Source organism: Rahnella inusitata, assembly GCF_018288855.1.
In the GTDB taxonomy this organism is placed as follows: Bacteria; Pseudomonadota; Gammaproteobacteria; order Enterobacterales; family Enterobacteriaceae; genus Rahnella; species Rahnella inusitata.
This window is the reverse complement of the sequence record NZ_CP065024.1, coordinates 3,227,102-3,250,276: the sequence shown is the minus strand read 5'-3', so window position 1 is coordinate 3,250,276 and position 23,175 is coordinate 3,227,102. Positions and strand designations below refer to the sequence as shown.

The window sequence follows — 23,175 nt, the reverse complement described above, 5'->3', positions numbered from 1 at the left end:
TAACAATTTTTAATTACGTTTTTTTTGCCTCGGTTAGTGAGAAAAGGTAGCATCCTTCGCCGTTATTGCTTGAAAACAGTTCCGGCTTAAAAAAATACAGTGGATAAACCACGTAAACGTCGAGGCTTGCAATCGGTTGCTTGCAGCCTCAGACGTCAGGCGAAGGTCATTTTTTGGAGAACAAGATCGAATGAAGTCTCATAAAAAGTCGGCAGAGGCAAAACGCGCTGCCAAAAGACGCTGGTTGGATTCGCACGACGACGGGTATCACAAAAGTATGGGCAATCGTCAGGTTCAGATGATTGCTATCGGGGGTTCTATCGGCACCGGCTTGTTCCTCGGTGCAGGTGCACGCTTGCAGATGGCCGGTCCGGCACTGGCCATCGTCTACGCAGTGTGCGGTATTTTCTCATTCTTCATCCTGCGTGCGCTTGGCGAACTGGTGTTACACCGTCCGACCAGCGGCAGCTTTGTTTCCTACGCGCGTGAGTTTCTTGGCGAAAAAGCCTCTTACGTGGCCGGTTGGATGTACTTCCTCAACTGGGCGATGACCGGGATTGTCGATATCACCGCAGTGGCTCTGTATATGCACTATTGGGGAACCTTCGGTGATGTTCCGCAATGGATGTTTGCGCTTGGTGCGCTGGCGATTGTCGCAACCATGAATATGATCGGCGTGAAGTGGTTTGCCGAAATGGAGTTCTGGTTTGCGCTGATTAAAGTCGCGGCGATTGCCATTTTCCTGGTGGTCGGCGTGGTGTTTCTCGGCACCGGCAAAGAGCTTGCGGGCAACGCCACCGGTTTGCATCTGATCACCGATAACGGCGGGATATTCCCGCACGGCCTGTTACCTGCGCTGGTGCTTGTGCAGGGCGTGGTCTTTGCCTTCGCGGCGATCGAACTGGTCGGTACTGCGGCGGGCGAAACTAAAGATCCTGAGAAAGTGCTGCCGAAAGCCATTAACAGCGTGATCTGGCGTATCGCCTTGTTCTACGTTGGTTCCGTGGTGTTGTTGGTTCTGTTGCTGCCGTGGAATGCTTATCAGGCGGGTCAGAGTCCGTTCGTGACCTTCTTCAGTAAGCTGGGCGTGCCGTATATCGGGACAATCATGAACATCGTGGTGCTGACTGCCGCACTGTCGAGCCTGAACTCTGGCCTGTACTCCACCGGTCGTATTCTGCGTTCGTTGTCGATGGGCGGATCTGCGCCGAAATTCATGTCGAAGATGAGTGCGCAGCAGGTGCCTTACGCTGGCATTCTGGTGACCGTCGGGATTTACATCATCGGCGTGGTGCTGAACTACTACGTGCCATCGCAGGTATTTGAAATTGTTCTGAACGTCGCATCATTGGGCATCCTCAGTTCATGGGCATTTATCATTGTCTGCCAGATGAAGCTGCGTACTGCTATCAAAGAAGGCCGTGCCAAAGACGTGTCCTTCAAAATGCCGTGGGCACCCGTGACCTCCTGGCTGACGCTGGCGTTCCTGGCCAGCGTGCTGGTACTGATGGCGTTTGACTACCCGAACGGCACCTATACTATCGCGACCATTCCGGTGCTGATCATTCTGCTGGTGCTGGGTTGGATTGGTCTGCGTAAACGCGCGGCTGAAGTTAAAGAAGCTCAGATTGCCCATGAAGATGCGCATCACGACGGCGCAGAAGTGAAGTAATTCTTCCCGTCATATGACGATGAAGACTCAGGGCTGCCGCAAGGCGGCCCTTTTTTATGTTGCGACGTCAGCGTTGCAAAAGTAAATACTCCGAAACTGCCCGGTCTTTCCCCCATTTCTGTGTGAGTTGGCTAGTCTTAGGTCTTTGCAAAGACAAGAGAGACGCATGTTTAGGATCCTGCTACAAATTTTTTCCAGCCCCGAGCAATTTCTTGGGTTGTTCAGCGCCGCTGATATTGAAAATACGCTGGAAGAAGGCGAACGCATTTTAATTGATGAAAACGGTACCGCTTCAGTAAATCCCGCCAATGAGGACATGCAGAAAGACTTCGCCCGTCACGTCAAACGCATGAGCGTGCTGTAATGGCGACGGCGGTCTTCATGGTGTTAATGGTCTGCGGGTACTGGTACACCACCCGCGACATCTCATCGCGTTTCAAACTTAAACGCACCTTCGGCTGGGACGTCTATTTTCTGGTCGCGCTCTACGGCTGCATCTTCGTGTTACAGGGCGTGCTGGTTATTGCGCTGGTCTACATGGCGTTGTGGGGCATTTCCGGGGTGATCAACTGGCTGCCCGCGTTGCCACATTTGCATCAGGACGTGCATTATCACCGCGATTTCATTAACTGGAGTTTCCTCGGCATTCAGGCTCCGGTGGTCATTATGCTGGCGGTGTCGGTGATGCTTTGTCTGGTTCGCACCACCTGGTCAGCCGGCCTGCGGCTCAACACTGCCGGGCGCAGAAAGCTTTATAAGCAGCTGACGCGCGCCAACGGCGTGGAAGGCATTTTGTATCAGTGCATGGAGCAGGGAGACATGGTGTTTATCACGCTCCAGTCGCGCCGCGTCTACATCGGCATGGTCCATACCGCGCGTTGTGAAACGTCGTCATCAGACAACGTGGTGGTGATCCCGATGGTCAGCGGCTATTGCGACAAAGACACCCTGGAGCTGCGCGTTGAGCATAACTACGCCCGCTATTACCGCGATCACGGCATTACGCCGGTGTCGGAACCGGTGAACGTGTTGAATTTCCGCAAGGTGATTTTACTCAGCCAGATTGAGACGCTGTCACTGTTTGACCCGGCCAGCGCATGCGCGTTTGAAAAACTGATCCCGCTTATCGAAGAAGATATGAAGAAGAAAATCGGAGAGACGGACGCCTGACATCAGGCGTCCGGTAAGACGGTCAGGCCAGCGTAAAGCTGAAATCGCTCAGGCCTTCGATGCCGCCGGTGATCACATCACCGCGCTGCACCGCACCCACGCCCGCAGGCGTGCCGGTGTAAATCAAATCACCGGGCTGCAATTCTACCGCCTGTGACAAATAACTGATGACGTCCGCCACCTGCCAAATCTGATCGCTTAAATCGCCGCGCTGCCGCTGCTCACCATTCACATCCAGCCAGATTTTCCCTGTTGCAGGATGACCGGTCTGACTGACCGGCAGCAGCGGACTGGCGGGTGCGGAGGCATCAAACCCTTTGGCGAAATCCCACGGACGGCCCATTTTTTTTGCCTGTGCCTGCAGGTCGCGGCGGGTCAGGTCAACACCTACGGTATAACCCCAGACATGCGACAGCGCATCGGCGACAGCGATATTTTTACCGCCCTGAGCGATGGCCACGACCAACTCGACTTCGTAATGCAAATCTTCAGTCAGGGTCGGATAAGGCACGCTGCCACTGGCCGGAACCACGGCGTCGGCAGGCTTGGAGAAGAAGAACGGCGGCTCGCGATCGGGGTCGTGGCCCATTTCGCGGGCGTGCTCGGAATAGTTGCGGCCTACGCAGTAAACGCGGCGTAAGGGGAAACGTGCACTCTGGCCTTCAACGGCCAGAGAAGGCGTTTTGGGTACGGCAATTACAAATTCGGTCATCGTATTCACTTCACAAAGTTAACGTATTGTTATATTTGCAAAGCGAACATCGGTTGACCAGCAAATTGTTGTTACTGGTCAATGTGAGACGGTCAGGATTTGTAACGCGGCGCCGCCTGGGATTGTAGGAAGTTCGGCAGCATTGCCCCGCGCAGGGCGTCGAAATCATTCCACTGTTTTTCATCATGCAGCGGCGGGATAGTGATTTTTTCTTTGCGATCAAAGCCCAGCAGCGCCGCATCCACCAGCTCACCGACTTCCATCACGCCCGGTACTTCGTCGATATTCTTACCTGAGCGCGCCCAGATTTCAGTGCGCGTCGCGGCAGGCAACACCGCCTGAACGTACAAACCGCGCTCTGCCATCTCAAATTGCAGCGTCTGACTGAACGTCAGGACAAAGGCTTTGGTGGCGGAATAGACGGCCGATTGCAGCTCGGGCGCCAGTGCCATCACAGAAGCGATGTTAATGATCGCGCCTTCTTTGTGTTTCAGCAAACCCTCGAACGCTACGCGGGAGAGGCGGGCAACCGAGGTGACGTTCAGGGTAATCAGATTCTCAATGGCATCGGCGTCGCTGTTCTCAAAACCGCCCGGCAGCGAGGCACCCGCATTATTCACCAGCAAAGAGATTTGCGGATTGGCGCGGATAAAGGTTTCAACTCGCGCCAGATCTTCGCTGCGGGTCAGATCGGCGGGCAGCACGGTGACGTTGACACCGGTTTCTTGCTGCAGGCGTTGCGCCAGAGAATCCAGACGGGCGGCATCGCGCGCGACCAGCACCAGATCGTAACCGCGTTTTGCCAGACGGTCGGCGTAAGTGGCACCGATACCGCTGGATGCGCCGGTGATGAGAGCAACGGAGGAAGCGGAATTTGAATGAGACATGGGCAGAACCTCAAAGTAAAGGGATAGGCTAAGTGGTTTAATAATGAAACCAGATGATTTTTAGCACCAGTGGTTTTATAATGCAACCAGATTATTTAAGCAGGAGGTGCCCTTGAAACGTACCCGTCTGGAAAATACGCCTTGCCCGACCGCCCGGGCGCTGGATTTGATCGGTGACTGGTGGACGCTGCTGATTGTCCGCGACGCAATGCGCGGCATGACGCGTTTCAGTGAGTTTCAGCGCAGCCTCGGTGCGGCGAAAAACATCCTCAGCACGCGGCTGAAAACGCTGGTGGCAGAAGGCATTTTGAAAGTGGAACCGGCCGCCGATGGTTCGGCGTATCAGGATTATGTGCTGACTGAAAAAGGTCTGGCGCTCCAGCCGATCCTCGTGGCATTAGGGCAGTGGGGCAGCGAATATTTGTTCGAAGAAGGCGAGGCCTGCACGCGTCTGATCGACACCCAAAGCCGTCAGCCGCTGCGCAAAATCGAGTTACAGGCGCAGGATGGCCGTATTCTGCAAAGCCGGGACATTACGGCGATCATTCCTGAGGTGTGAGGGGATGTACGTTCATCTGTTTCGTTGCGCCATCCGGTGACGAAAGATGGCGCAGTTTTTGAGAGAATCTTACCGATCGCCCGGTGAGTTCACCAGGGTACTCTGCTCCTGGTCGAGAACTGCCAGACAGGCTTCGCCGCGCCTGCGAATTTTTAGCAAGGCTTTGCGGGTGGCCTGATAATACTGCATCAGCTCACTTTTACTGGCTTCGGGAAAGGGCATGCCGCACAGGAGATCGGCGTCAACATGACCTTTCGCGACGGTCAGCACATCCCCCGGATTTTGCGATAATGCTTTCGCCAGCGCAGTAAGAAGCATCGAGTGCATCTGTGCATCTTTACTTTCTGCCAGTGAATCGGCGACCAGCAACCACTCACGTTTACCTTGCGCGATAGCCTCGCCAATATTGGCACGCTGTTTTGCCGACAGCTGGCTGATAACATCATCGACGCCATCGCGATCAATGGCTTGCAGAATCAGTTCGGGCGTCAGTTTTTGACGATTCAAACGAGAATGCTGTTGTTGCGTCGAAGTATTCTTAAGCCCGCTGATAGCCTGCTCCAGCTGGTCATTACAGGGTTTTCCTGCGGTGCCCAGTTTTTTCAGCGCCGCGTGACTCTGCTTGTAGTAGCGCGCAAGCCAGTTGTCATCTTTGCCACTGAAAGGCATGGTACACACGGTGTTACGGCCTGGGAAATCCGTGTTTTTCTTCGCTGAGATAGCGTCAATGACCGCCGGGGCATTTTTAGGGAGTGCGTTAGCCAGCGCCTCCGCAACCGTCGTGGCGTTTCCGCCCTCAAGTCCTGGCGCCAGTTTAGGCACTAACGCGATCCACTGCGTATCAGCGTTGAGGATCCCTTCACTGAGAGTATTGATCCCTTTTTCATCAAGGCCGCGAATAGTCTCCGCCGCGCCGATTTTATCTATTGAAGCCTGCAAGCTTTGCGGCGTAACGGAAGGTTGTGAAGCGGTGGCGCTGAACGCCACCCATAACAAGAGTCCGGCAAGTTTTTTCATATCCAGTTCCTTTGGAAGAGTTTGCAATGTGAGCCTCAGCAGGGCGGACGCCACTATACGCGATCGTCATCCGTGGAGCGAAGGGCTTCCTTAGCCAGGAGATGAAAGTTTGATCGAAACAGGCATTTAACGCCTCACTTTCTCATGCCAGTAGCGGCTCACCTCTTCCTCGCCATTCAGACTCACCACCATATCCCCGCTGACGATAAAGTGCGTCAGGTCGCTGCGCATCTCCAGCGTGATGACGGCTTCCATCCACCAGCCTTCGCGGCCCATTTTCATGGTCTGTGTCAGCAGATAGCGCGCAGAAAGCGGATCGTCGTTACTGACCTTCAGTTCGCGGCGCAGGTTATGATCCACCGTGGTGTCGATATCATCGAAACGATAGACACCTTCGCCGAACACGCCGCCGACGCCGTGAGTAACGCTGGTCCAGCTATCGGTGAGGAAATCATAGGTGATGTTGCGATCAACGCGACCCGGCGACAGCAGGGTTTGCGGCGTCGGGACGGCGCTTTGAGGTTCGGCAATCGGCCCGGCGATGCTGACCGGCTGAGCACACACCGGCAGAATAAGCTGCGCGCTGTGCAAGTCAACGGTGAGCGTCGCTGCTTCCGCCATGGGCCAGATCATCGGCCAGAACGTGGTGGCCAGCGAAATCCGCATCCGGTTTCCGGCAGCAAAGCGGTGGGCGATGCCGTCCAGTTGCACCGGAACTTTCACCTTTTGACCGGGGATCAGCGGGACCGATTTATCATGACCCTGAAGATGCGACAGGTTCAGCCAGCCGTGGGTGACGCGGTTGACCGAGCCGTCGGGGGCGACGTCGGAAAGACGAACGTAAAGCATCGCAGCAGGTTTATCGCTGCTCAGCTCGACGGTGAACTGCGGGAAACCGAAAATCGTCAGCGGTTCTGCCAGCGGTTCGCCGTCGAAAAACTCGGCCATGCCGTCATCGACGCGCTGATCCGGCGGCATTTCGCCGGGTACGCCTGCGCCCATCCATTCACCGGCCATCAGGCCGTGGTTCTGCGGTGAACACAGGTTGATGACGCCCGCGTCGGCGTCAGGTTGGGTATTCAGCTGGCCGCGCGTCAGCCAGCGGGGGCTGTGATGCACATTGCTGGCGGTACCGCGATCAAATCCAACCCACTCGCCACGACTGACCGGCCGCATGGCCGACGGCGGTTGGCTGTCCTGCAACCAGGTCTGGATCATCGGGCCGTCCATTGCACCGTTGTCTTCGTCTTTCAGCCAGTGATCCCACCAGCGAACCGCTTCCTGCAGGAATCCGATTGCCGGTTCAGGAGTGCCGTCCTGCGGATAGATATGTGCCCACGGGCCAAGAATGGCGCGACGCGGTACCTGTAAATTATCCATCAGACGGAACACGGCGTTACTGTACGCATCCGCCCAGCCACCGATGGCCATCACGGGACATTGAATGGCTGACCAGTCTTCGCATACCGAACCGTGCTGCCAGTAGGCATCGCGCAGCGGATGCTCCATCCACAATGCGGGGAAGAACGGCATATTTTCCAGACGGTTGATCCAGTCTTTATACCAGCTGTCACCCACCAGCGCCGGGTCTGCCGGACGGCTCTGGTACGCCAGCATAATGCCGCCCCACCAAAGGTTATCGTTGAGCAAACAACCGCCTTTGTAGTGAATATCGTCGGCGTAACGGTCATCGGTGGAACAGACGGTGATGACGGCTTTCAGCGCAGGAGGGCGGCGCGCGGCGACCTGCAAACCGTTAAAGCCGCCCCAGGATTTACCCATCATGCCGATGTTGCCGCTGCACCAGCTTTGCTGCGTGATCCAGTCAATCACTTCCAGTGCGTCGTCCTGTTCCTGCAACAGATATTCGTCGGCCAGCAGGCCGTCGGATTCGCCGCTGCCGCGCATGTCTACGCGCAGTACCGCGTAGCCGTTGCCGGCAAAGAAACCATGCATCGGTTCGTCGCGGGTACGGGTGCCGTCGCGTTTGCGGTAAGGAATGTATTCGAGGATCGCCGGAACCGGCTGGCGTGCGGCGTCATCCGGCAGCCAGAGGCGGGCGGCGAGGCGCGTGCCGTCACCGAGCGGGATCCACAGGTGTTCGGTCACGGTGACGGCGTGAGGGAATTGGGTCACGATGCGTTTGGTGCTCATAAGACTCCTGTCGAAGGCAGGGCTGACGCCGCAAGCGGAACGTTGCGCAGGGCGAGTACGTCGTCCAGCCAGCTTGTGCGCATTTCCGGTACGGAGGTCAGCAGTTTTTCGGTATAGCTGTGCATTGGCGCGCGGAAGACTACGTCGGTATCCCCGCTGGCGACCACTTTGCCCTGATACATCACCGCGACCTGATGGGCGATGCGTTTGACTGTACCCAGATCATGAGTGATGAACAGGTAAGACAGCCCCAGTTGTTGCTGCAGTCGCCGCAGCAGATTCAGCACTTCTTCGGCGACCAGCGGATCGAGCGCCGACGTCGCTTCATCGCAGATAATCAGCTCCGGTTGCGCGGCCAGTGCACGTGCGATACACACGCGCTGCTTCTGCCCGCCGGAGAGTTCGCTGGGGCGACGGTCGACCAGCTTCACCGGCAACTCGGTCAGGCGCAGCAACTCTTCCACGCGTTCACGAACCTGCTTTTTGTTCATGCCAAAATAGAAATTAAGCGGGCGGCCGATGATGTCCAGCAATGTCTGGCGGGGGTTCAGCGCCACGTCGGGAAGCTGATAAATCATTTGCATCCGGCGCAGCGTCTCTTTGTCGCGCTTCTGATAATTGTGCGAAAGCGACATGCCGTCGAAATCCGTCGTGCCCTCGGTGTCCGGCAACAGCCCGACCAGCGCGCGCGCCAGCGTGCTTTTTCCACTGCCGGATTCGCCGATGATCGCCAGCGTTTTTCCGCGCGGCAGTTGCAGACTCACGTCATGCACCACGCGCAGACCGTTGTAACCGGTACTGATTTTTTGCATGGACAGCAGCGGCTGGCCGGAGGACGCATGGCCGTCTGCCAGTGGCGTGAGCGCATGTTCGCGTTCGGCCACCAACCTGCGGGTGTATTCCTGCTGCGGATTTTCCAGGATAGTTTGCGTATCACCGGTTTCCACTTCTTTGCCGTGACGCAACACCATAATACGGTCGGCGAGCTGGGCAACCACGGCCAGATCGTGGGTGATGTACAGCGCAGCGGTGTTGAACTCGCGCACCAGTTTGCGCAGCATCACCAGCACTTCAATCTGCGTGGTGACATCCAGCGCGGTCGTGGGTTCGTCCATGATCAGCAAATCAGGCTTGCAGGACATGGCCATCGCGGCCATCGCCCGTTGCAGTTGTCCGCCGGAAAGCTGATGCGGATAGCGTTTGCCGATGTTTTCCGGATCCGGCAAATCCAGCGAGCGGAACAGAGAAATCGCCCACTGGCGGCTCTCTTCTTTGTTCATCAGGCCGTGACGAATCGGGCCCTCGCAGACCTGTTTTCCGATAGTGAGCGCCGGATTAAACGCGGCGGCTGCGCTTTGCGCGACATATGCCACGCGGCGTCCGCGCCATTCCTGTTTAACGCGGGAAGGTTGCGAAACGATGTCGGTGCCGTCGAGAAACACTTCTCCTCCGGCAATCCGGCAGCCCTGACGCGCATAACCCAGCGCCGCCAGTCCGATAGTCGATTTACCGGCACCGGATTCGCCGATAAGCCCCAGTACTTCGCCCGCCGCCAGTTTCAGCGAAATATCCTGCACCAGCGGGGAGCCGTCGAGGGTTTCGATGCGCAGTCCGCGCATCTCCAAAATTGTACGGGTCATGCTTCATCTCCATGCGGCAGGCTGTTGCGTGCCAGCAGCCAGTCGACCACCAGATTAACGCCAATGGTCAGCAGGGCAATTGCCGCCGCCGGATACAGCGGGGCGAACTGGCCGAAGTTAATCGCCTGCGCGTTGTCGCGCACCATGCTGCCCCAGTCGGCATACGGCGGCTGGATGCCCAACCCTAAGAAACTTAAGCCCGCGATAAACAGGAAGGTAAAGCAGAAACGCATCCCGAATTCTGCCAGCAGTGGCGGCAGGGCGTTGGGCAGGATCTCTTTAAACAGCACCCAGCGCAGGCCTTCACCGCGCAGACGAGCCGCTTCCACATATTCCTGACAGACAATTGCCTGCGCCACCAGCCGCGCCAGACGAAACACGCGGGTGGCGTCGAGCAGGGCGATGGTCAGCACCAGCACCGGGATCGAGGTGCCCATCACCGAAAGGACGATCAGGGCGAAAATCAGCACCGGAATTGACATCACGGTATCGACGATGCGCGACAGCACAACGTCCACCCATTTGCCGTAAATCGCGGCGGTAAAGCCGGTGACGATACCAATGATGAAGGAGCTGAAGGTGATGGTCAGCGCGATGGCAATGGTGGTACGTGCGCCAAACAGGATGCGTGAGAGCATATCTCGACCGAGGCTGTCAGTGCCAAACGGCGTGGCGGCAGAAGGCAGCAGCCAGATATCGCCGACCTGTTCGGTTTCGCTATGCGGCGCAAGCCACGGCGCAAATACTGCCGCCAGCAAATTTACCGCAATAATCACAATGCCAATCCAGGCCGACAGCGGGATATTAATGAAATAACGGTTCATGATGTCCCTCTTTTTAGCGCGCATGGCGCAGGCGTGGATTGCACCAGATCGCCAGTAAATCGGCGGTGGTGTTGAGGAAAATATAGGTGCCACCGAACAGCAGGCCACAGGCCTGAACCACCGGCAGATCGCGCTTGGTCACGGCATCGACCATGTACTGACCGATACCCGGATAGACAAACACCACTTCCACCAGGATCACACCGACCACCAGATACGCGAGGTTGAACGCCACAACGTTAATGATCGGTGCGAGGGCGTTGGGCAAGGCGTGTGAGACCACGATGCGCCAGCGCGGAATGCCCTTGAGTACCGCGCTTTCAATGTACGGGCTGGACATCACCGCCGTGACTGAGGCGCGGGTCATGCGCAACATATGCGCCAGCACCACCAGCGTCAGGGTGAGCATCGGCAGGGTGCAGACATACAGCCGGTCGGCCAGGGTCGAAGAACTGTCAACCATCGCCAGACTGGGAAACCAGGTCAGACGGATGGCGAAGGCAATCACCAGAATGTAACCGACGAAAAACTCCGGCACGGAAATGCTGATGAGCGTCAGGGTATTCGCCAGCCGGTCAAAGACCGAACCGCGCCAGATAGCCGAGGCGATGCCTAAACCTACCGCCAGTGGAATGGCGATCACTGCGGCATAACCCGCCAGAAACAGCGTGTTACCCAGACGCGGCAGCAGCTCGTCGCTGATCTGACGTCCGTTGGCCAGCGAATGCCCTAAATCGCCGTGCATAATGCCCGCCAGCCAGTGCAGATAACGCAGCACTGACGGCTCATCTAGCCCCAGTTGCAGGCGCAGCGCCGCCACGGTTTCTGGCGTGGCGCTCTGGCCTAAAATGGCCGTCGCCACGTCACCGGGCAACATTTCGGTGCCGATAAAAATCAGCACCGACACCAGCCACAGCGTGATAATACCGAGCAGCACACGCTGTAAAATCCTCTTCTTCATCATGCCTCCAGCCAGACGCGCTCGGCCAGACGACCACCCATGAAGTTAAACATCGGGTGCGGTTTGATACCGCCAACTTTTTTACTCGCCGCATCGAGATAATCGCCAAACAGCGGGATCATCGCACCGCCGTTGTCACGCACAATACTTTGCAACTCGCCGTAGATTTCGGCACGTTTGCTTTCATCGAGCAGCGAACGCGCCTGAAGGAGCAGGGCGTCGAACTTCTCATCTTTCCAGTGGGTATCGTTCCATTTTGCGGTGGACTGATAGGCGGTAGAGAACATCTGATCCGCCGTCGGACGGCCACCCCAATAGCCCATGCTGAACGGCGCTTTCATCCACACATCGTCCCAGTAACTGTCGGCGGGCTGTCGTTTGATGTTGACCTGAATCCCGCCTTTTTGCGCTTGTCCCTGGAACAGGGCCGCAGCGTCTAACGCCCCGGCAAAGGCGGCATCGGAGGAGGAAAGCTCTATTTTGAGATCCGTCAGACCGGCTTTTTTCAGATAGAACGCTGATTTGTCTGGATCGTAAGCGCGCTGCTCAAGGTTATGATTGAAGAAGCGGTCGGTTTTCGGGATCGGGTGATCGTTACCCAGCGAGCCGTAGCCGCGCAGCACGGTATCGAGGATTTTCTGCCGGTCGATGCCGTATTTTATCGCCATGCGCACGTCGTTGTTGTTGTACGGTGCGACGCTGCAATCCATCAGGAAGGTAAAGTGCTGGCCGCCGGCAGAACGAATGATATTGAGCGCCGGGCTGCGTTTGAGAAAATCGACGGTTTTGAAATCAACACGGTTAATGGCGTGAACCTGCCCGGAAATCAGGGCGTTGGTGCGCGCCGTCGGGTCGTTGATCACCAGCACTTCCACGGCATCGACAAAGGCGCGATCCGGCTTCCAGTAGTTCGGGTTACGTTTGAACAGCGAGCGTACGCCCGGCTCGTACTGATCAAAAATGAAACCGCCGGTGCCAATCGGGTGGGACCAGTCGGTAAAACCGTTCGGTACCACCACCAGATGGTAATCCGCCAGCAGGTAGGGCAGGTCGGCATTGCCACCGTCGAGAGTGATGAGGATCTGGTTGTCACCCTGTTTGGTCAGGCCGGTAATGGGCGCAAGCTGGGTTTTAATGGCACTTTTGGATTTGTCACCGCGGTGCAGGTTGATGGAGTAAAGAATATCGTCGGCGTCCAGCTTCTTACCGTTGTGAAAAGTGACGCCCTCACGGACGGTAAAAATCCACTCTGCTGCACCCGGTTTGGCTTCCCACTTAGAGAACAGTTCCGGCGTGGCCTGGTTATTTTCATCAATTTCGATCAGGCCGTTCATCAGCATATATGCCTGATTTAAGGGCACCCAGTCGCTGAATAATGTCGGGTCAAGCGTATCGCTGGTATTTCCGCCTGACATACCCAGTTTTAATACGCCGCCTTTTTTAGGCTCGGCTGCAAACGCGGAGAAAGGCGATAATCCCCATGCAGTAGTAATACCCACAGCGGAAGCGCTGGTAATAAAGCCGCGTCGGCTAAGTTGTGCATCCTGCATTAATTTCGTCAAAGGGGAATTATTATCTTTCATTATTTTCTCCATGGTGGCGTGCTGAAATTTTATAGGTGCAAGTGAAATATCCCTGGTGTATCAAATGGGCGCAATGGTTTGCCTGCCTGATTTATATCAAAACACTCTGCGTTACTGGCATGAGAATTTATCATGAGGGTATGCGAAAAATGCGCGGCAGAACACCCTGAAAAGCTTTATTTTTCTGGGTAATGAACGTTCGCAAAGGGAAAGGGCCGGTGGAACTGCATACGGTGGTCGGGTTAATTGGTGTGTTTTGTTATCTTCTGGCTTATGCGTTGGTCCAGATGCGCAGACTAGCGGTTGATGCTAATACTTACGCATATCTTAATATTATCGGCGGTGTGTTCGGGCTGTATTCTTTGAGCCATGATTTTAACCTTGCCTCCTGTATTTCGCAGTCATGCTGGCTGTTGTTCACATTAATTGGCATGAATTCTGCGAGAAAGCGCCGTTATCTGGAGAAAAATAAAATACCGCCGATGGATATTTAATTAACACATCAGAGTTTTATTATTTAACGCCTCACCTGCTAAAGGGGAGGCGCTACATTTCATGGCTTTTTCAGCCAGTTAATCACCTTATGCACCACTGGTTTGAGGAATCTGTCCTGCGGCGTAAGCATGTAGCATTTTCCGGCGGCAGTCAGCTTACCGGGATGCGCGGCGACCAGTTGCCCGCTGTTGACGTAATCCTGCACCAGCCCTTCCCAGCCCAGTAAAATGCCATCCCCCAGCACCGCTGACTGCACCAGAAACGGGTAGTTGTTGGCACGCCAGGTGCGGCGGGGCGAGACGTGGCCGATATCCTGCGAGGCAAACCAGTCCCGCCAGCCGGTCCACTCACGTTGCGGGTCGTCCTGAATCAGCAATGTTTGCTCCAGTAAATCTGCCGCGCTGGCCTGTGGGGGAAGGCGGGTGAGGAATTCCGGTGAGCACATGGGATAGCAGACTTCATCGAACAGTGCCTCGACGTGATAGCCTGCAGGGGGTTCGCGCAGGTAGAAAATCGCCAGATCGAATTCTGAGGATTTCAGGTCGGAAAAACTGTCGGAGATTTTCATGCGAATTTGTAAATCCGGCATCAGCTGGCGCAGCGTGGATAGCCGCGACGAAAGCCACAGCCCGCTCATCGCGCTGGTGCAGGCCAGCGTCACCTGCGGCAGGCCGTTCCAGCCCATGACTTCGGCGGTTGACTGCGAAATGTCGCCAAGCAGTTTACGCACCTGTTGTGCATAGATCTCTCCGCGCGGCGTCAGCGTAGTTTTGCGCTGAGCGCGCTGGAATAGTTTACAGCCGAGCATCTCTTCCAGCTGGATAATCTGGCGGCTGATGGCGCTTTGCGTCAGGTTCAGCTCTTCGGCGGCGCGGGAAAAGCTGCAATAGCGCGCCACGCATTCAAACGCCACCAGCGTGTTCAGGGGCGGTAACGGTTCTATCTGCACGATGACAATTTCTCCGGGTGGCGTTTAGCAACTTTCCAGCATTTGTGACGCTAATATTCCCACACGCTGTACCGCGCGCTCGGTTTTGGCAGTCAGGGTCTGGGCGTAATTCATTCGCAGGCAATTACGGTATTTTCCCGACGCGGAGAATATCGAGCCGATGGCGATCTGCACGCTATGTTCTTCCAGCAAGCGATTTAACCGCAGCGTATCGACGCGTTCATCAAGTTCGATCCACAGCAGAAAACCGCCCTGAGGGCGGCTGACGCGTGTACCGCACGGGAAATACTTCATCACCCAGTCGGTCATGGTACACAGGTTGCGCTGGTACTGATTGCGCATACGGCGTAAATGCACCAGGTAATGCCCCTGCTTGATGAAGTCGGCAATAGCAATTTGCGGCAGCGTGGCGGACGCGCCGGTGGTGATGTATTTCATATGGATCGCGCGGTCGTGATAACGCCCCGGCGCAATCCAGCCGACGCGCAGGCCGGGTGCCAGCGTTTTGGAAAACGAACTGCACAGCAGCACGCGACCGTCCTCATCAAATGAGGTAATGGTGGCCGGGCGGGGATACTGATACGCCAGTTCGCCATAAACATCGTCTTCGATAATGGCAATATCGTAGCGCTGTGCCAGACGCAGCAGACCTTTTTTACGCTCATCCGGCATGTTGTAGCCAAGCGGATTGTTGCAGTTGGGCGTCAGCTGAATAGCTTTGATTGGCCACTGTTCCAGCGCCATTTCCAGTGCTTCCAGACTGATGCCCGTGACCGGATCGGTAGGGATTTCCAGCGCTTTCATGCCGAAGCCTTTCAGAGTTTGCATCGCACCGTGAAAACTCGGCGAATCCACCGCCACAATATCGCCATGCTCGCACACCGACCGGATGGCTATCGACAGCGCTTCGTGACAGCCGGTGGTGATCAGAATATTGCTGGCATCCATGTGGCTGCCGCTGTCGATCAGCAGACGGGCAATTTGTTCCCGTAAATCTTCCGAACCGTAGATGCTGTCGTAATGAAACGCGTTGAGATTCTGATGCTGACCAGCGCGACCCATCAGGCGGCTCAGCGGTTTGAGGGTGGGCGCGGTAACGTCCGGCGAGCCGCGACCCAGCTGCACGACGCCTGGCCGGTGTGGCGAAGTGATGAGATCCAGCACCTGTTCCCACTGGGAGATCTCCACCGGGCGCTGCGCAGGGCGACAGCCGGAGGGCAGGGCGGCCTGGAGGCGTGCACCTTTCACAAAATAACCGGATTTTGGGCGAGCTTCGACCAGTTGTTTTTCCTCCAGCACGCGGTAAGCCTGCTGCACCGTACTCACGCTGACGCCGTGTTCACTGCTCAGTACGCGCACCGACGGCAGGCGGATACCGGCGGGATACAAACCTTGCTCGATGCGGTCGCTCAATACGTTTGCCAGATTTTCATAACGGTTCATTATCTTTTTCTCAACTCCTGCGCAAAGAAAACAGTACAGATGCAATCAATCTAACCCTGTATCTGTCATCTAATCCAGATCTGTATGGTTGAAATACTAAAAATCTGAATCTGTAATGTTTTGGCCGTTTATCCGATCCTGTTGTCAGGTCGTTAACAGGGGCAGAATATGAAAAATATCATTGAAGAACGTCAGTTTGCAGCGTGTGAAATTGTTGTTTGTGAACGAGTTATTGCAACAGATACCGTTGCGCCGTTACATACCGTACAGACGCCGGTCAAAAAAGCGGGGCTAGCCGGGCAAGTGTATGCCGCTATTTACAGCTGGAATGAGCGCCGGGTCAGCCGCAAGATTTTGCATTCGCTGAGTACGGATCAGTTGAAGGATATTGGGCTGGCGAAATCGGATATCGACAGGGAGTATCCACGCAGCGTATGGCCGAACTGGCCTAAATGATTTTGCTTCCTCCCCCTTCGCAGGGGGAGGTGCAGTTATGAGCTTTTACTTCACTTGCATCCCCGGCTGTGCGCCGGAATCCGGGCTGAGCAGGAAGATGTCTTTCCCACCAGGACCCGCTGCCATCACCATCCCTTCGGAGATACCAAAACGCATTTTACGCGGTGCAAGGTTTGCGACCATGATGGTCAGGCGGCCTTCCAGCAGTTTTGGATCAGGATACGCAGAGCGAATGCCGGAGAAAATCTGGCGCGTTTCGCCGCCCAAATCGAGTTGCAGCCGCAGCAGTTTGTCCGAACCTTCCACGAAATCAGCGCTTTTAATCAGCGCGATACGCATGTCGACTTTAGCGAAATCATCGAAGGTGATGGTTTCCTGAATCGGGTCATCCGCCAGCGGACCTGTCACTACGGTCGCGTTCGCCGCCGCAATATCTTCTTTTGAGGCATCGACCATCGCTGCCACTTTATCCAGCTCAATGCGGTTAAACAGTGCTTTGAATGGATTGACCTGATGCGACAGCAACGGCTGAGCAATGGAATCCCAGCTCAGTTCGTTGTTAAGGAATGCTTCGGTCCGTTCGGCCAGCGAGGGCAGAACCGGTTTCAGGTAGGTCATCAGCACACGGAACAGGTTTATGCCCATTGAGCAAATCGCCTGCAAGTCAGCGTCGCGGCCATCCTGTTTTGCCACTACCCACGGTGCCTGCTCATCCACATAACGGTTAGCCAGATCGGCCAGCGCCATGATTTCACGGATGGCGCGACCAGACTCGCGGCTGTCGTAGGCCTGCGCGATGCTTTCCGCCGCATCGGTGAAGGTTTTGTACAGCGCTTCGTCAGCCAGCTTATCTGCCAGTTTGCCGTCAAAGCGTTTGGCGATAAAACCGGCATTACGGGACGCCAGATTCACCACTTTGTTGACGATATCGGCATTCACGCGCTGCACGAAATCTTCCAGATTCAGGTCGATATCGTCGATACGCGAAGACAGTTTGGCGGTGTAGTAATAACGCAGGCAGTCCGCATCCAGATGGTTCAGATAGGTGCTGGCCTTGATAAACGTGCCGCGCGATTTAGACATCTTCGCACCGTTAACCGTGACGTAACCATGAACGAACAGATTGGTCGGTTTACGGAAATTACTGCCCTCAAGCATCGCCGGCCAGAACAGGCTGTGGAAATAAACGATGTCTTTACCGATGAAGTGATACAGCTCTGTGGTGGAATCTTTTTTCCAGAACTCGTCGAAGTTCAGATCGCCGCGACGGTCGCACAGGTTTTTGAATGAACCCATGTAGCCGATTGGCGCATCCAGCCAGACGTAGAAAAATTTGCCCGGCGCATCCGGAATTTCGAAACCGAAGTAAGGCGCATCACGGGAGATATCCCACTGTTGCAAGCCGGATTCAAACCATTCCTGCATTTTATTGGCGACCTGCTCCTGCAATGCACCGGAACGGGTCCACGCCTGCAACATGGCGCTAAATTCTGGAAGGTCGAAGAAGTAGTGCTCGGACTCACGCATGACCGGCGTCGCGCCGGACACCACGGATTTCGGCTCGATCAGTTCAGTCGGGCTGTAAGTCGCGCCGCAAACTTCGCAGTTATCGCCGTACTGATCCGGTGATTTACATTTCGGGCAGGTGCCTTTGACGAAGCGGTCAGGCAGGAACATGCCTTTCTCCGGATCGTACAGCTGAGAAATGGTGCGATTCTTGATGAAGCCATTTTCTTTCAGACGACCATAAATCAGCTCGGACAGCTCACGGTTTTCGTCGCTGTGCGTGGAGTGATAGTTGTCGTAGCTAATGCCAAAGCCGGCGAAATCTTTCTGATGCTCCTGGCTCATTTCGGCAATCATCTCTTCCGGCTTAATACCGAGTTGCTGAGCTTTCAGCATGATCGGCGTGCCGTGCGCATCGTCCGCACAGATGAAGTGCACCTCATGGCCGCGCATTCGCTGGAAACGAACCCAGACGTCAGCCTGGATGTGCTCGAGCATGTGACCGAGATGGATGGATCCGTTGGCGTACGGAAGTGCACAGGTTACCAAAATTTTTTTCGCGACTTGAGCCATAGTAAGAGCTTGCTTTCTGTTGTTGAAATCAGGGGGATTGATGTTAACCGAAAGCGCCGCCCCTCGTAAACAAACGGGGGATCTCTGCATGAACCTTCTGTTATGCTATTTAAAGAATAAGTCGTTTAATAAATAGTCTGATAACCAGTTTCAAGGAGCCGGGATGACATCTCAATCCCCACAGCAGACCACCCCCGCGGGGCTGCGCGCACTAGTGACCGGCGTACTGGCCACCTTTCGTCATTCAACCCTGCAAAAAGATCTCAACGCCATTAAGGCATTGCATCATTGCGTGTTAATGGACGACGTTTTACATATCGACCTGACGCTGCCCTTCGCCTGGAAAAGCGGTTTTGAGATTTTGAAAGAGGAAACCAGCGGCGAACTGCTGCGGGTAACCGGTGCATCGGCAATCCAGTGGACCCTGCATCACGACATCGCCACCCTGAAACGAGCCAATGATCAGCCGGGTATTAAAGGGGTGCGCAATATTCTGGCGGTCAGTTCGGGAAAAGGCGGCGTCGGGAAATCGACCACTGCGGTGAATCTGGCACTGGCGCTGGCGGCTGAGGGCGGCAAAGTCGGGATTCTTGATGCGGATATTTACGGACCGTCGGTGCCAAATATGTTGGGTACTGAAGATGAACGACCGACGTCACCGGATGGCGTACACATGTCGCCGATTATGGCGCATGGTCTGGCGACCAACTCGATTGGTTATTTGGTTACTGATGAAAATGCCATGGTCTGGCGTGGTCCGATGGCCAGTAAGGCACTGATGCAGATGTTGCAGGATACGCTGTGGCCGGATCTGGATTATCTGGTGATCGACCTGCCGCCGGGTACCGGTGATATTCAGCTGACGCTCTCGCAAAACATTCCGGTGACCGGGGCGGTGGTTGTGACCACGCCGCAGGACATCGCGTTGCTCGATGCCATGAAAGGGATCGTGATGTTTGAGAAAGTTCATGTGCCGGTGTTGGGCATTATCGAAAACATGAGCATGCACGTGTGTAGCAACTGTGGCCATCACGAACCGATATTTGGTACAGGTGGCGCCCAGCGTCTGGCAGAGAAATATCGCTGTGAGCTGCTGGCGCAATTACCGCTGCACATCTCACTACGGGAAGATTTAGATCGCGGCGAGCCGACGGTCGTTTCGAATCCTGAGAGCGAATTTACAACGATTTATCGTGAACTGGCATCAAAAGTGGCGTCACAACTGTTCTGGAAGGGCGATGCAATTCCGACAGAAATCGCTTTCCGCGCAGTTTAATCTCTCAACTCAGCGATTTATTGCCCGATGTCAGCGATTACACAGCCTTAACGCTGGCATCAGGCAGTGTCTTGAACTTATAATTGCCGCGTTCAAAGCACATATCTGTGTTTGCCTTCCAACTTCCAAATCAGGTCTTTAATTTTATGTCTGACAAATTCCATCAGTGTGTCATCGTAGGTATCGCTGGCGCATCTGCTTCGGGAAAAAGCCTTATCGCCAGTACGTTATACCGTGAACTTCGTGATCAGGTAGGCGATGAGCACATCGGGGTGATCCCCGAAGATTGCTACTATAAAGACCAAAGCCATATGACCATGGAAGAGCGGGTCAAAACCAACTACGACCATCCGAGTGCGATGGATCACAATTTGCTGTTTCAGCACTTACAGGCGCTGAAATCAGGTCAGGCAATTGAACTGCCGAGCTACAGCTTTATTGAACACACCCGGCTTGCCGAAACGGTGACGCTGAAACCGAAAAAAGTCATCATTCTTGAAGGGATCCTGCTGCTGACCGACGTGCGTCTGCGCCAGGAAATGAACTTCTCTATCTTCGTCGATACACCTCTTGATATCTGCCTGATGCGCCGCATGAAGCGTGATGTCAACGAACGTGGCCGTTCGATGGATTCCGTGATGGCGCAGTATCAGAAGACCGTCCGCCCGATGTTCCTGCAATTTATCGAACCTTCCAAACAATACGCAGACATCATTGTGCCGCGTGGCGGAAAAAACCGGATTGCGATTGATATCTTAAAGGCAAAAATCAGCCAGTTTTTCAATTAATCGCCAAGCTGTAGAAAACATACCGGAGAAACGATGAGACTTTGCGATCGAGATATAGAAGCCTGGTTGGACAGTGGCAAATTAGGGATTTCACCGCGTCCGCCCGTTGAACGTATTAACGGTGCTACAGTAGATGTGCGTCTGGGCAATGGCTTTCGCGTATTTCTCGGGCACAACGCCGGTTTTATCGATCTGAGTGGCCCGAAGGACGAAGTCAGCGCCTCTCTCGATAAAGTGATGAGTGATGAAATTGTTTTGCCGGAAGGTGAAGCGTTCTTCCTGCATCCAGGTGAACTGGCGCTTGCCGTGACGTTTGAAACGGTTTCTATACCCGATGATCTGGTCGGCTGGCTGGACGGGCGCTCATCTCTGGCGCGTCTGGGTTTAATGGTTCACGTCACTGCGCACCGCATCGATCCCGGCTGGCAGGGGCGTATCGTGCTGGAATTCTATAATTCCGGCAAATTACCCTTAGCACTTCGTCCCGGCATGCTGATTGGCGCACTCAGTTTCGAGCCGTTATCTGGCCCGGCAGCGCGTCCTTATAACAGCCGTCAGGATGCGAAATATCGCGACCAGCAAAGTGCGGTTGCCAGCCGTATTGATGAAGACTGATACAGCTTTTTTATCTGCAAGCCGGATAAAAACGTGAGGAAGGCATGAGAAGACTACTGACGACACTGGTGATTTTACTGGTGGTTATCATTGCCGGCATGACTTCGCTGGTGTTTCTGATTAACCCGAACGACTTCCGCCAATATATGGTGGAAAGGGTTGAGATGAAAAGCGGCTATCAGCTGGCGATCAACGGCTCACTGCGCTGGCATGTCTGGCCTCAGCTGAGCATTATCGCCGGACAAACTACGCTGACCGCGCCCGGAGCGAAAGCGCCGGTGGTCAGCGCCGAAAACATGCGGCTGGATGTCAAACTCCTGCCGCTGCTTTCTCATCAGCTCGCGGTGAAGCAGGTCCTGCTAAAAAATGCAGTCGTTCGTCTTACGCCGGATAGCGAAGAGAATCAGCCTGACGCTCCTGTCGCGCCTTCCACACCAACGCCTGTTGCGCCGGTAACGCCGACCCTCGAGGCGGGCTGGAAATTTGATATCGATAAATTAAGCGTTGTCGACAGTCTGCTTATCTGGCAACGCGGCAATGATGATGTCATCAACGTTCGCGATATCAATATGCAGATGGAAAAAGATGCCAACCGACAGGCAACTCTTCAGCTTTCCAGCCGCATCAGTCGTAATCAGCGCGATCTCGCTTTCACGATGAAAGCTGAACTGGATATGCAGCATTATCCGCAGGCCTTTGCGGCGAATATTAGCAAGTTTAGCTATCAGCTAAACGGCGCAGATATTCCGGTTAAGGGCGTACAGGGTAACGGTGCAATGCAGGCCAGCTATCAGCGCGATACCGACACTGTCACGCTGAGCCAGCTGGATTTAACCGCCAACGATAATCAGGTCTCTGGCACTGCCTCAGCCACACTCGGAGACAGCACTAATTATCAGCTGGATTTAACCGCTAACAAACTCGACCTTGATGCGCTCAGCGGATGGCAGCCTAAAACCGATGAACAGACAACGGAAAACGCGCCCTCCGTGACATCCGCGCCGGTGATTGCCCGAGATGTTGACGACCAGCCGAACGGGTTGAGCAGTTTGCAGAACTTTAATGCCAGGCTGACGTTGAAAGTCGCTGATTTAACCTATCGTGGTATGAAGATCCAAAATCTGGCGCTGAATGCAGACAATCAGCAGGGTCAGGTTAAGTTATCTACCTTTAGCGGCATTATGGGCAGCGGGAAATTTTCACTGCCCGGTGATATGGACGTGACCGGTAAACAGATTCAGGTGCACCTGATGCCGGATGTGGACAAAATCGAGCTGGGTGATTTGCTGGCGGCCTATGGTCTGCCGAAAGCGCTGACCGGCAGTTTCTCGATGAAAGGCGATGTTAACGGCAAAGGGCTTTCTGCCGCGGATTTCGCACGACGCTGGCAGGGGGAAGGGCAGCTTTCAATGGAGAATGCTCACCTCAATGGCATTAATATTCAGCAGCTTATTCAGCAGGCCGTTGCACGCAGCAGCGACAAGGTGCAGGGGCTCGAGCGCTACGATCACTATAGCCAGATTGATACGCTCAAAGCTGAAGGCAAGCTTGCCGATGGCACACTGACGCTCACTAATCTTCAAGGTCAGTCGCCGATGGTGAATGCGAAAGGGAACGGTAGCATCGACATGGCCGATCAGCAGGTAGATATGAACTTACTGATCCGCGTCACAGGTGGCTGGAAAGGTGACAGCAATCTGATCAATACGCTCAAAACGACTGACATTCCTTTGCGCGTTTACGGTCCGTGGGCGCAGATGGGTTATCAGTTGCAGGTTGATCAGGTGCTGAGGCGCACGCTGGAACAAAGCGCCCGCAGCGCGATTCAAAACTGGATTGATAAGCGTAAAGACAGTAAAGAAAACGAAGATGTGCAGAAGTTTCTGAATAAGTAA

General features: G+C 55.0%; 21 protein-coding genes. 10 read left to right on the top strand and 11 right to left on the bottom strand.

What is annotated here, in order from left to right; translation table 11 throughout:
• The first annotated feature begins 190 nt into the window (after window positions 1–190).
• The 3 genes from ansP to I2123_RS15150 all read left to right on the top strand — a co-directional run bounded on the left by ansP (window position 191) and on the right by I2123_RS15150 (window position 2,842).
• Window positions 191–1,672, top strand: coding sequence for an L-asparagine permease (gene ansP, locus I2123_RS15160; protein ID WP_112164416.1), 1,482 nt, complete (start codon window positions 191–193; stop codon window positions 1,670–1,672).
• 166 nt (window positions 1,673–1,838) lie between these two features.
• On the top strand, window positions 1,839–2,036 hold the full coding sequence (locus I2123_RS15155; protein WP_112164415.1) for a hypothetical protein: 198 nt from the start codon (window positions 1,839–1,841) through the stop codon (window positions 2,034–2,036).
• Window positions 2,036–2,842: a hypothetical protein gene (locus I2123_RS15150; RefSeq protein ID WP_112164414.1), complete on the top strand. Its 807-nt coding sequence runs from the start codon at window positions 2,036–2,038 to the stop codon at window positions 2,840–2,842. The genes I2123_RS15155 and I2123_RS15150 overlap by 1 nt, the downstream gene beginning before the upstream one ends.
• A 22-nt stretch (window positions 2,843–2,864) precedes the next feature.
• Here the strand turns inward: I2123_RS15150 and I2123_RS15145 are convergent, their stop codons facing one another.
• Together I2123_RS15145 and I2123_RS15140 are read right to left on the bottom strand one after the other, a co-directional pair.
• Window positions 2,865–3,554 carry a fumarylacetoacetate hydrolase family protein gene (locus I2123_RS15145; protein WP_112164413.1) on the bottom strand — a complete coding sequence of 230 codons (690 nt, stop codon included), beginning with the start codon at window positions 3,552–3,554 and terminating at the stop codon, window positions 2,865–2,867.
• A gap of 92 nt (window positions 3,555–3,646) precedes the next feature.
• Window positions 3,647–4,441 (bottom strand): SDR family NAD(P)-dependent oxidoreductase, encoded by a 795-nt coding sequence (locus I2123_RS15140; RefSeq protein ID WP_112164412.1) that lies wholly within the window; start codon window positions 4,439–4,441, stop codon window positions 3,647–3,649.
• Window positions 4,442–4,553: 112 nt separating this feature from the next.
• Between I2123_RS15140 and I2123_RS15135 the strand changes: the two genes are divergently transcribed.
• A complete protein-coding gene (locus tag I2123_RS15135; protein WP_213050886.1) occupies window positions 4,554–5,000 on the top strand; it encodes a winged helix-turn-helix transcriptional regulator in 447 nt (148 codons plus the stop codon).
• Between the two features lie 69 nt (window positions 5,001–5,069).
• On the opposite strand, the gene I2123_RS15130 is transcribed toward I2123_RS15135, so the two are convergent.
• The 6 genes from I2123_RS15130 to I2123_RS15105 all read right to left on the bottom strand — a co-directional run bounded on the left by I2123_RS15130 (window position 5,070) and on the right by I2123_RS15105 (window position 13,179).
• Entirely contained in the window at window positions 5,070–6,017 is a 948-nt protein-coding gene (locus I2123_RS15130; protein WP_213050885.1) for a hypothetical protein, read from the bottom strand.
• Between the two features lie 126 nt (window positions 6,018–6,143).
• Window positions 6,144–8,171, bottom strand: a complete 2,028-nt coding sequence (locus I2123_RS15125; RefSeq protein ID WP_213050884.1) for a CocE/NonD family hydrolase — start codon at window positions 8,169–8,171, stop codon at window positions 6,144–6,146.
• The gene (locus I2123_RS15120) at window positions 8,168–9,811 is read right to left on the bottom strand and encodes an ABC transporter ATP-binding protein (RefSeq protein WP_213050883.1); all 1,644 of its coding nucleotides are present in this window, start codon (window positions 9,809–9,811) and stop codon (window positions 8,168–8,170) included. The genes I2123_RS15125 and I2123_RS15120 overlap by 4 nt, the downstream gene beginning before the upstream one ends.
• Window positions 9,808–10,635, bottom strand: a complete 828-nt coding sequence (locus I2123_RS15115; protein WP_213050882.1) for an ABC transporter permease — start codon at window positions 10,633–10,635, stop codon at window positions 9,808–9,810. The genes I2123_RS15120 and I2123_RS15115 overlap by 4 nt, the downstream gene beginning before the upstream one ends.
• 13 nt (window positions 10,636–10,648) lie before the next feature.
• Window positions 10,649–11,596, bottom strand: a complete 948-nt coding sequence (locus I2123_RS15110) for an ABC transporter permease (RefSeq protein WP_112164407.1) — start codon at window positions 11,594–11,596, stop codon at window positions 10,649–10,651.
• A complete protein-coding gene (locus I2123_RS15105; protein WP_112164406.1) occupies window positions 11,596–13,179 on the bottom strand; it encodes an ABC transporter substrate-binding protein in 1,584 nt (527 codons plus the stop codon). Before I2123_RS15105 ends, I2123_RS15110 begins: the two co-directional genes overlap by 1 nt.
• Window positions 13,180–13,397: 218 nt before the next feature.
• Between I2123_RS15105 and I2123_RS15100 the strand changes: the two genes are divergently transcribed.
• The gene (locus I2123_RS15100; protein WP_112164507.1) at window positions 13,398–13,673 is read left to right on the top strand and encodes a CBU_0592 family membrane protein; all 276 of its coding nucleotides are present in this window, start codon (window positions 13,398–13,400) and stop codon (window positions 13,671–13,673) included.
• 59 nt (window positions 13,674–13,732) lie between these two features.
• Here I2123_RS15100 and I2123_RS15095 read toward each other — a convergent pair whose 3' ends face one another.
• Together I2123_RS15095 and I2123_RS15090 are read right to left on the bottom strand one after the other, a co-directional pair.
• A complete protein-coding gene (locus I2123_RS15095; protein WP_112164405.1) occupies window positions 13,733–14,623 on the bottom strand; it encodes a LysR substrate-binding domain-containing protein in 891 nt (296 codons plus the stop codon).
• A 24-nt stretch (window positions 14,624–14,647) separates the two neighbouring features.
• Entirely contained in the window at window positions 14,648–16,066 is a 1,419-nt protein-coding gene (locus I2123_RS15090; protein WP_112164404.1) for an aminotransferase-like domain-containing protein, read from the bottom strand.
• A 168-nt stretch (window positions 16,067–16,234) separates the two neighbouring features.
• Between I2123_RS15090 and I2123_RS15085 the strand changes: the two genes are divergently transcribed.
• Window positions 16,235–16,522 (top strand): DUF1127 domain-containing protein, encoded by a 288-nt coding sequence (locus I2123_RS15085; protein ID WP_112164403.1) that lies wholly within the window; start codon window positions 16,235–16,237, stop codon window positions 16,520–16,522.
• A gap of 45 nt (window positions 16,523–16,567) precedes the next feature.
• Here I2123_RS15085 and metG read toward each other — a convergent pair whose 3' ends face one another.
• Complete coding sequence (metG, locus tag I2123_RS15080) at window positions 16,568–18,601, bottom strand: methionine--tRNA ligase (RefSeq protein WP_112164402.1); 2,034 nt, start codon at window positions 18,599–18,601, stop codon at window positions 16,568–16,570.
• Between the two features lie 163 nt (window positions 18,602–18,764).
• Between metG and apbC the strand changes: the two genes are divergently transcribed.
• From apbC to asmA, 4 genes are all read left to right on the top strand, one after another.
• The gene (gene apbC, locus I2123_RS15075) at window positions 18,765–19,877 is read left to right on the top strand and encodes an iron-sulfur cluster carrier protein ApbC (protein ID WP_213050881.1); all 1,113 of its coding nucleotides are present in this window, start codon (window positions 18,765–18,767) and stop codon (window positions 19,875–19,877) included.
• A 146-nt stretch (window positions 19,878–20,023) separates the two neighbouring features.
• Window positions 20,024–20,665: a uridine kinase gene (gene udk, locus I2123_RS15070; protein WP_056769536.1), complete on the top strand. Its 642-nt coding sequence runs from the start codon at window positions 20,024–20,026 to the stop codon at window positions 20,663–20,665.
• Between the two features lie 33 nt (window positions 20,666–20,698).
• Window positions 20,699–21,280 carry a dCTP deaminase gene (gene dcd / locus I2123_RS15065; protein ID WP_056769537.1) on the top strand — a complete coding sequence of 194 codons (582 nt, stop codon included), beginning with the start codon at window positions 20,699–20,701 and terminating at the stop codon, window positions 21,278–21,280.
• 44 nt (window positions 21,281–21,324) lie between these two features.
• On the top strand, window positions 21,325–23,175 hold the full coding sequence (asmA, locus tag I2123_RS15060; RefSeq protein WP_213050880.1) for an outer membrane assembly protein AsmA: 1,851 nt from the start codon (window positions 21,325–21,327) through the stop codon (window positions 23,173–23,175).

Bases quoted from the DNA above. Each gene is read 5' to 3' on its own strand.
- ansP (WP_112164416.1), top strand. From the start codon at position 191: ATGAAGTCTCATAAAAAGTCGGCAGAGGCAAAACGCGCTGCCAAAAGA.
- I2123_RS15155 (WP_112164415.1), top strand. From the start codon at position 1,839: ATGTTTAGGATCCTGCTACAAATTTTTTCCAGCCCCGAGCAATTTCTT.
- I2123_RS15150 (WP_112164414.1), top strand. From the start codon at position 2,036: ATGGCGACGGCGGTCTTCATGGTGTTAATGGTCTGCGGGTACTGGTAC.
- I2123_RS15145 (WP_112164413.1), bottom strand. From the start codon at position 3,554: ATGACCGAATTTGTAATTGCCGTACCCAAAACGCCTTCTCTGGCCGTT.
- I2123_RS15140 (WP_112164412.1), bottom strand. From the start codon at position 4,441: ATGTCTCATTCAAATTCCGCTTCCTCCGTTGCTCTCATCACCGGCGCA.
- I2123_RS15130 (WP_213050885.1), bottom strand. From the start codon at position 6,017: ATGAAAAAACTTGCCGGACTCTTGTTATGGGTGGCGTTCAGCGCCACC.
- I2123_RS15125 (WP_213050884.1), bottom strand. From the start codon at position 8,171: ATGAGCACCAAACGCATCGTGACCCAATTCCCTCACGCCGTCACCGTG.
- I2123_RS15120 (WP_213050883.1), bottom strand. From the start codon at position 9,811: ATGACCCGTACAATTTTGGAGATGCGCGGACTGCGCATCGAAACCCTC.
- I2123_RS15115 (WP_213050882.1), bottom strand. From the start codon at position 10,635: ATGAACCGTTATTTCATTAATATCCCGCTGTCGGCCTGGATTGGCATT.
- I2123_RS15110 (WP_112164407.1), bottom strand. From the start codon at position 11,596: ATGAAGAAGAGGATTTTACAGCGTGTGCTGCTCGGTATTATCACGCTG.
- I2123_RS15105 (WP_112164406.1), bottom strand. From the start codon at position 13,179: ATGAAAGATAATAATTCCCCTTTGACGAAATTAATGCAGGATGCACAA.
- I2123_RS15090 (WP_112164404.1), bottom strand. From the start codon at position 16,066: ATGAACCGTTATGAAAATCTGGCAAACGTATTGAGCGACCGCATCGAG.
- I2123_RS15085 (WP_112164403.1), top strand. From the start codon at position 16,235: ATGAAAAATATCATTGAAGAACGTCAGTTTGCAGCGTGTGAAATTGTT.
- metG (WP_112164402.1), bottom strand. From the start codon at position 18,601: ATGGCTCAAGTCGCGAAAAAAATTTTGGTAACCTGTGCACTTCCGTAC.
- apbC (WP_213050881.1), top strand. From the start codon at position 18,765: ATGACATCTCAATCCCCACAGCAGACCACCCCCGCGGGGCTGCGCGCA.
- udk (WP_056769536.1), top strand. From the start codon at position 20,024: ATGTCTGACAAATTCCATCAGTGTGTCATCGTAGGTATCGCTGGCGCA.
- dcd (WP_056769537.1), top strand. From the start codon at position 20,699: ATGAGACTTTGCGATCGAGATATAGAAGCCTGGTTGGACAGTGGCAAA.
- asmA (WP_213050880.1), top strand. From the start codon at position 21,325: ATGAGAAGACTACTGACGACACTGGTGATTTTACTGGTGGTTATCATT.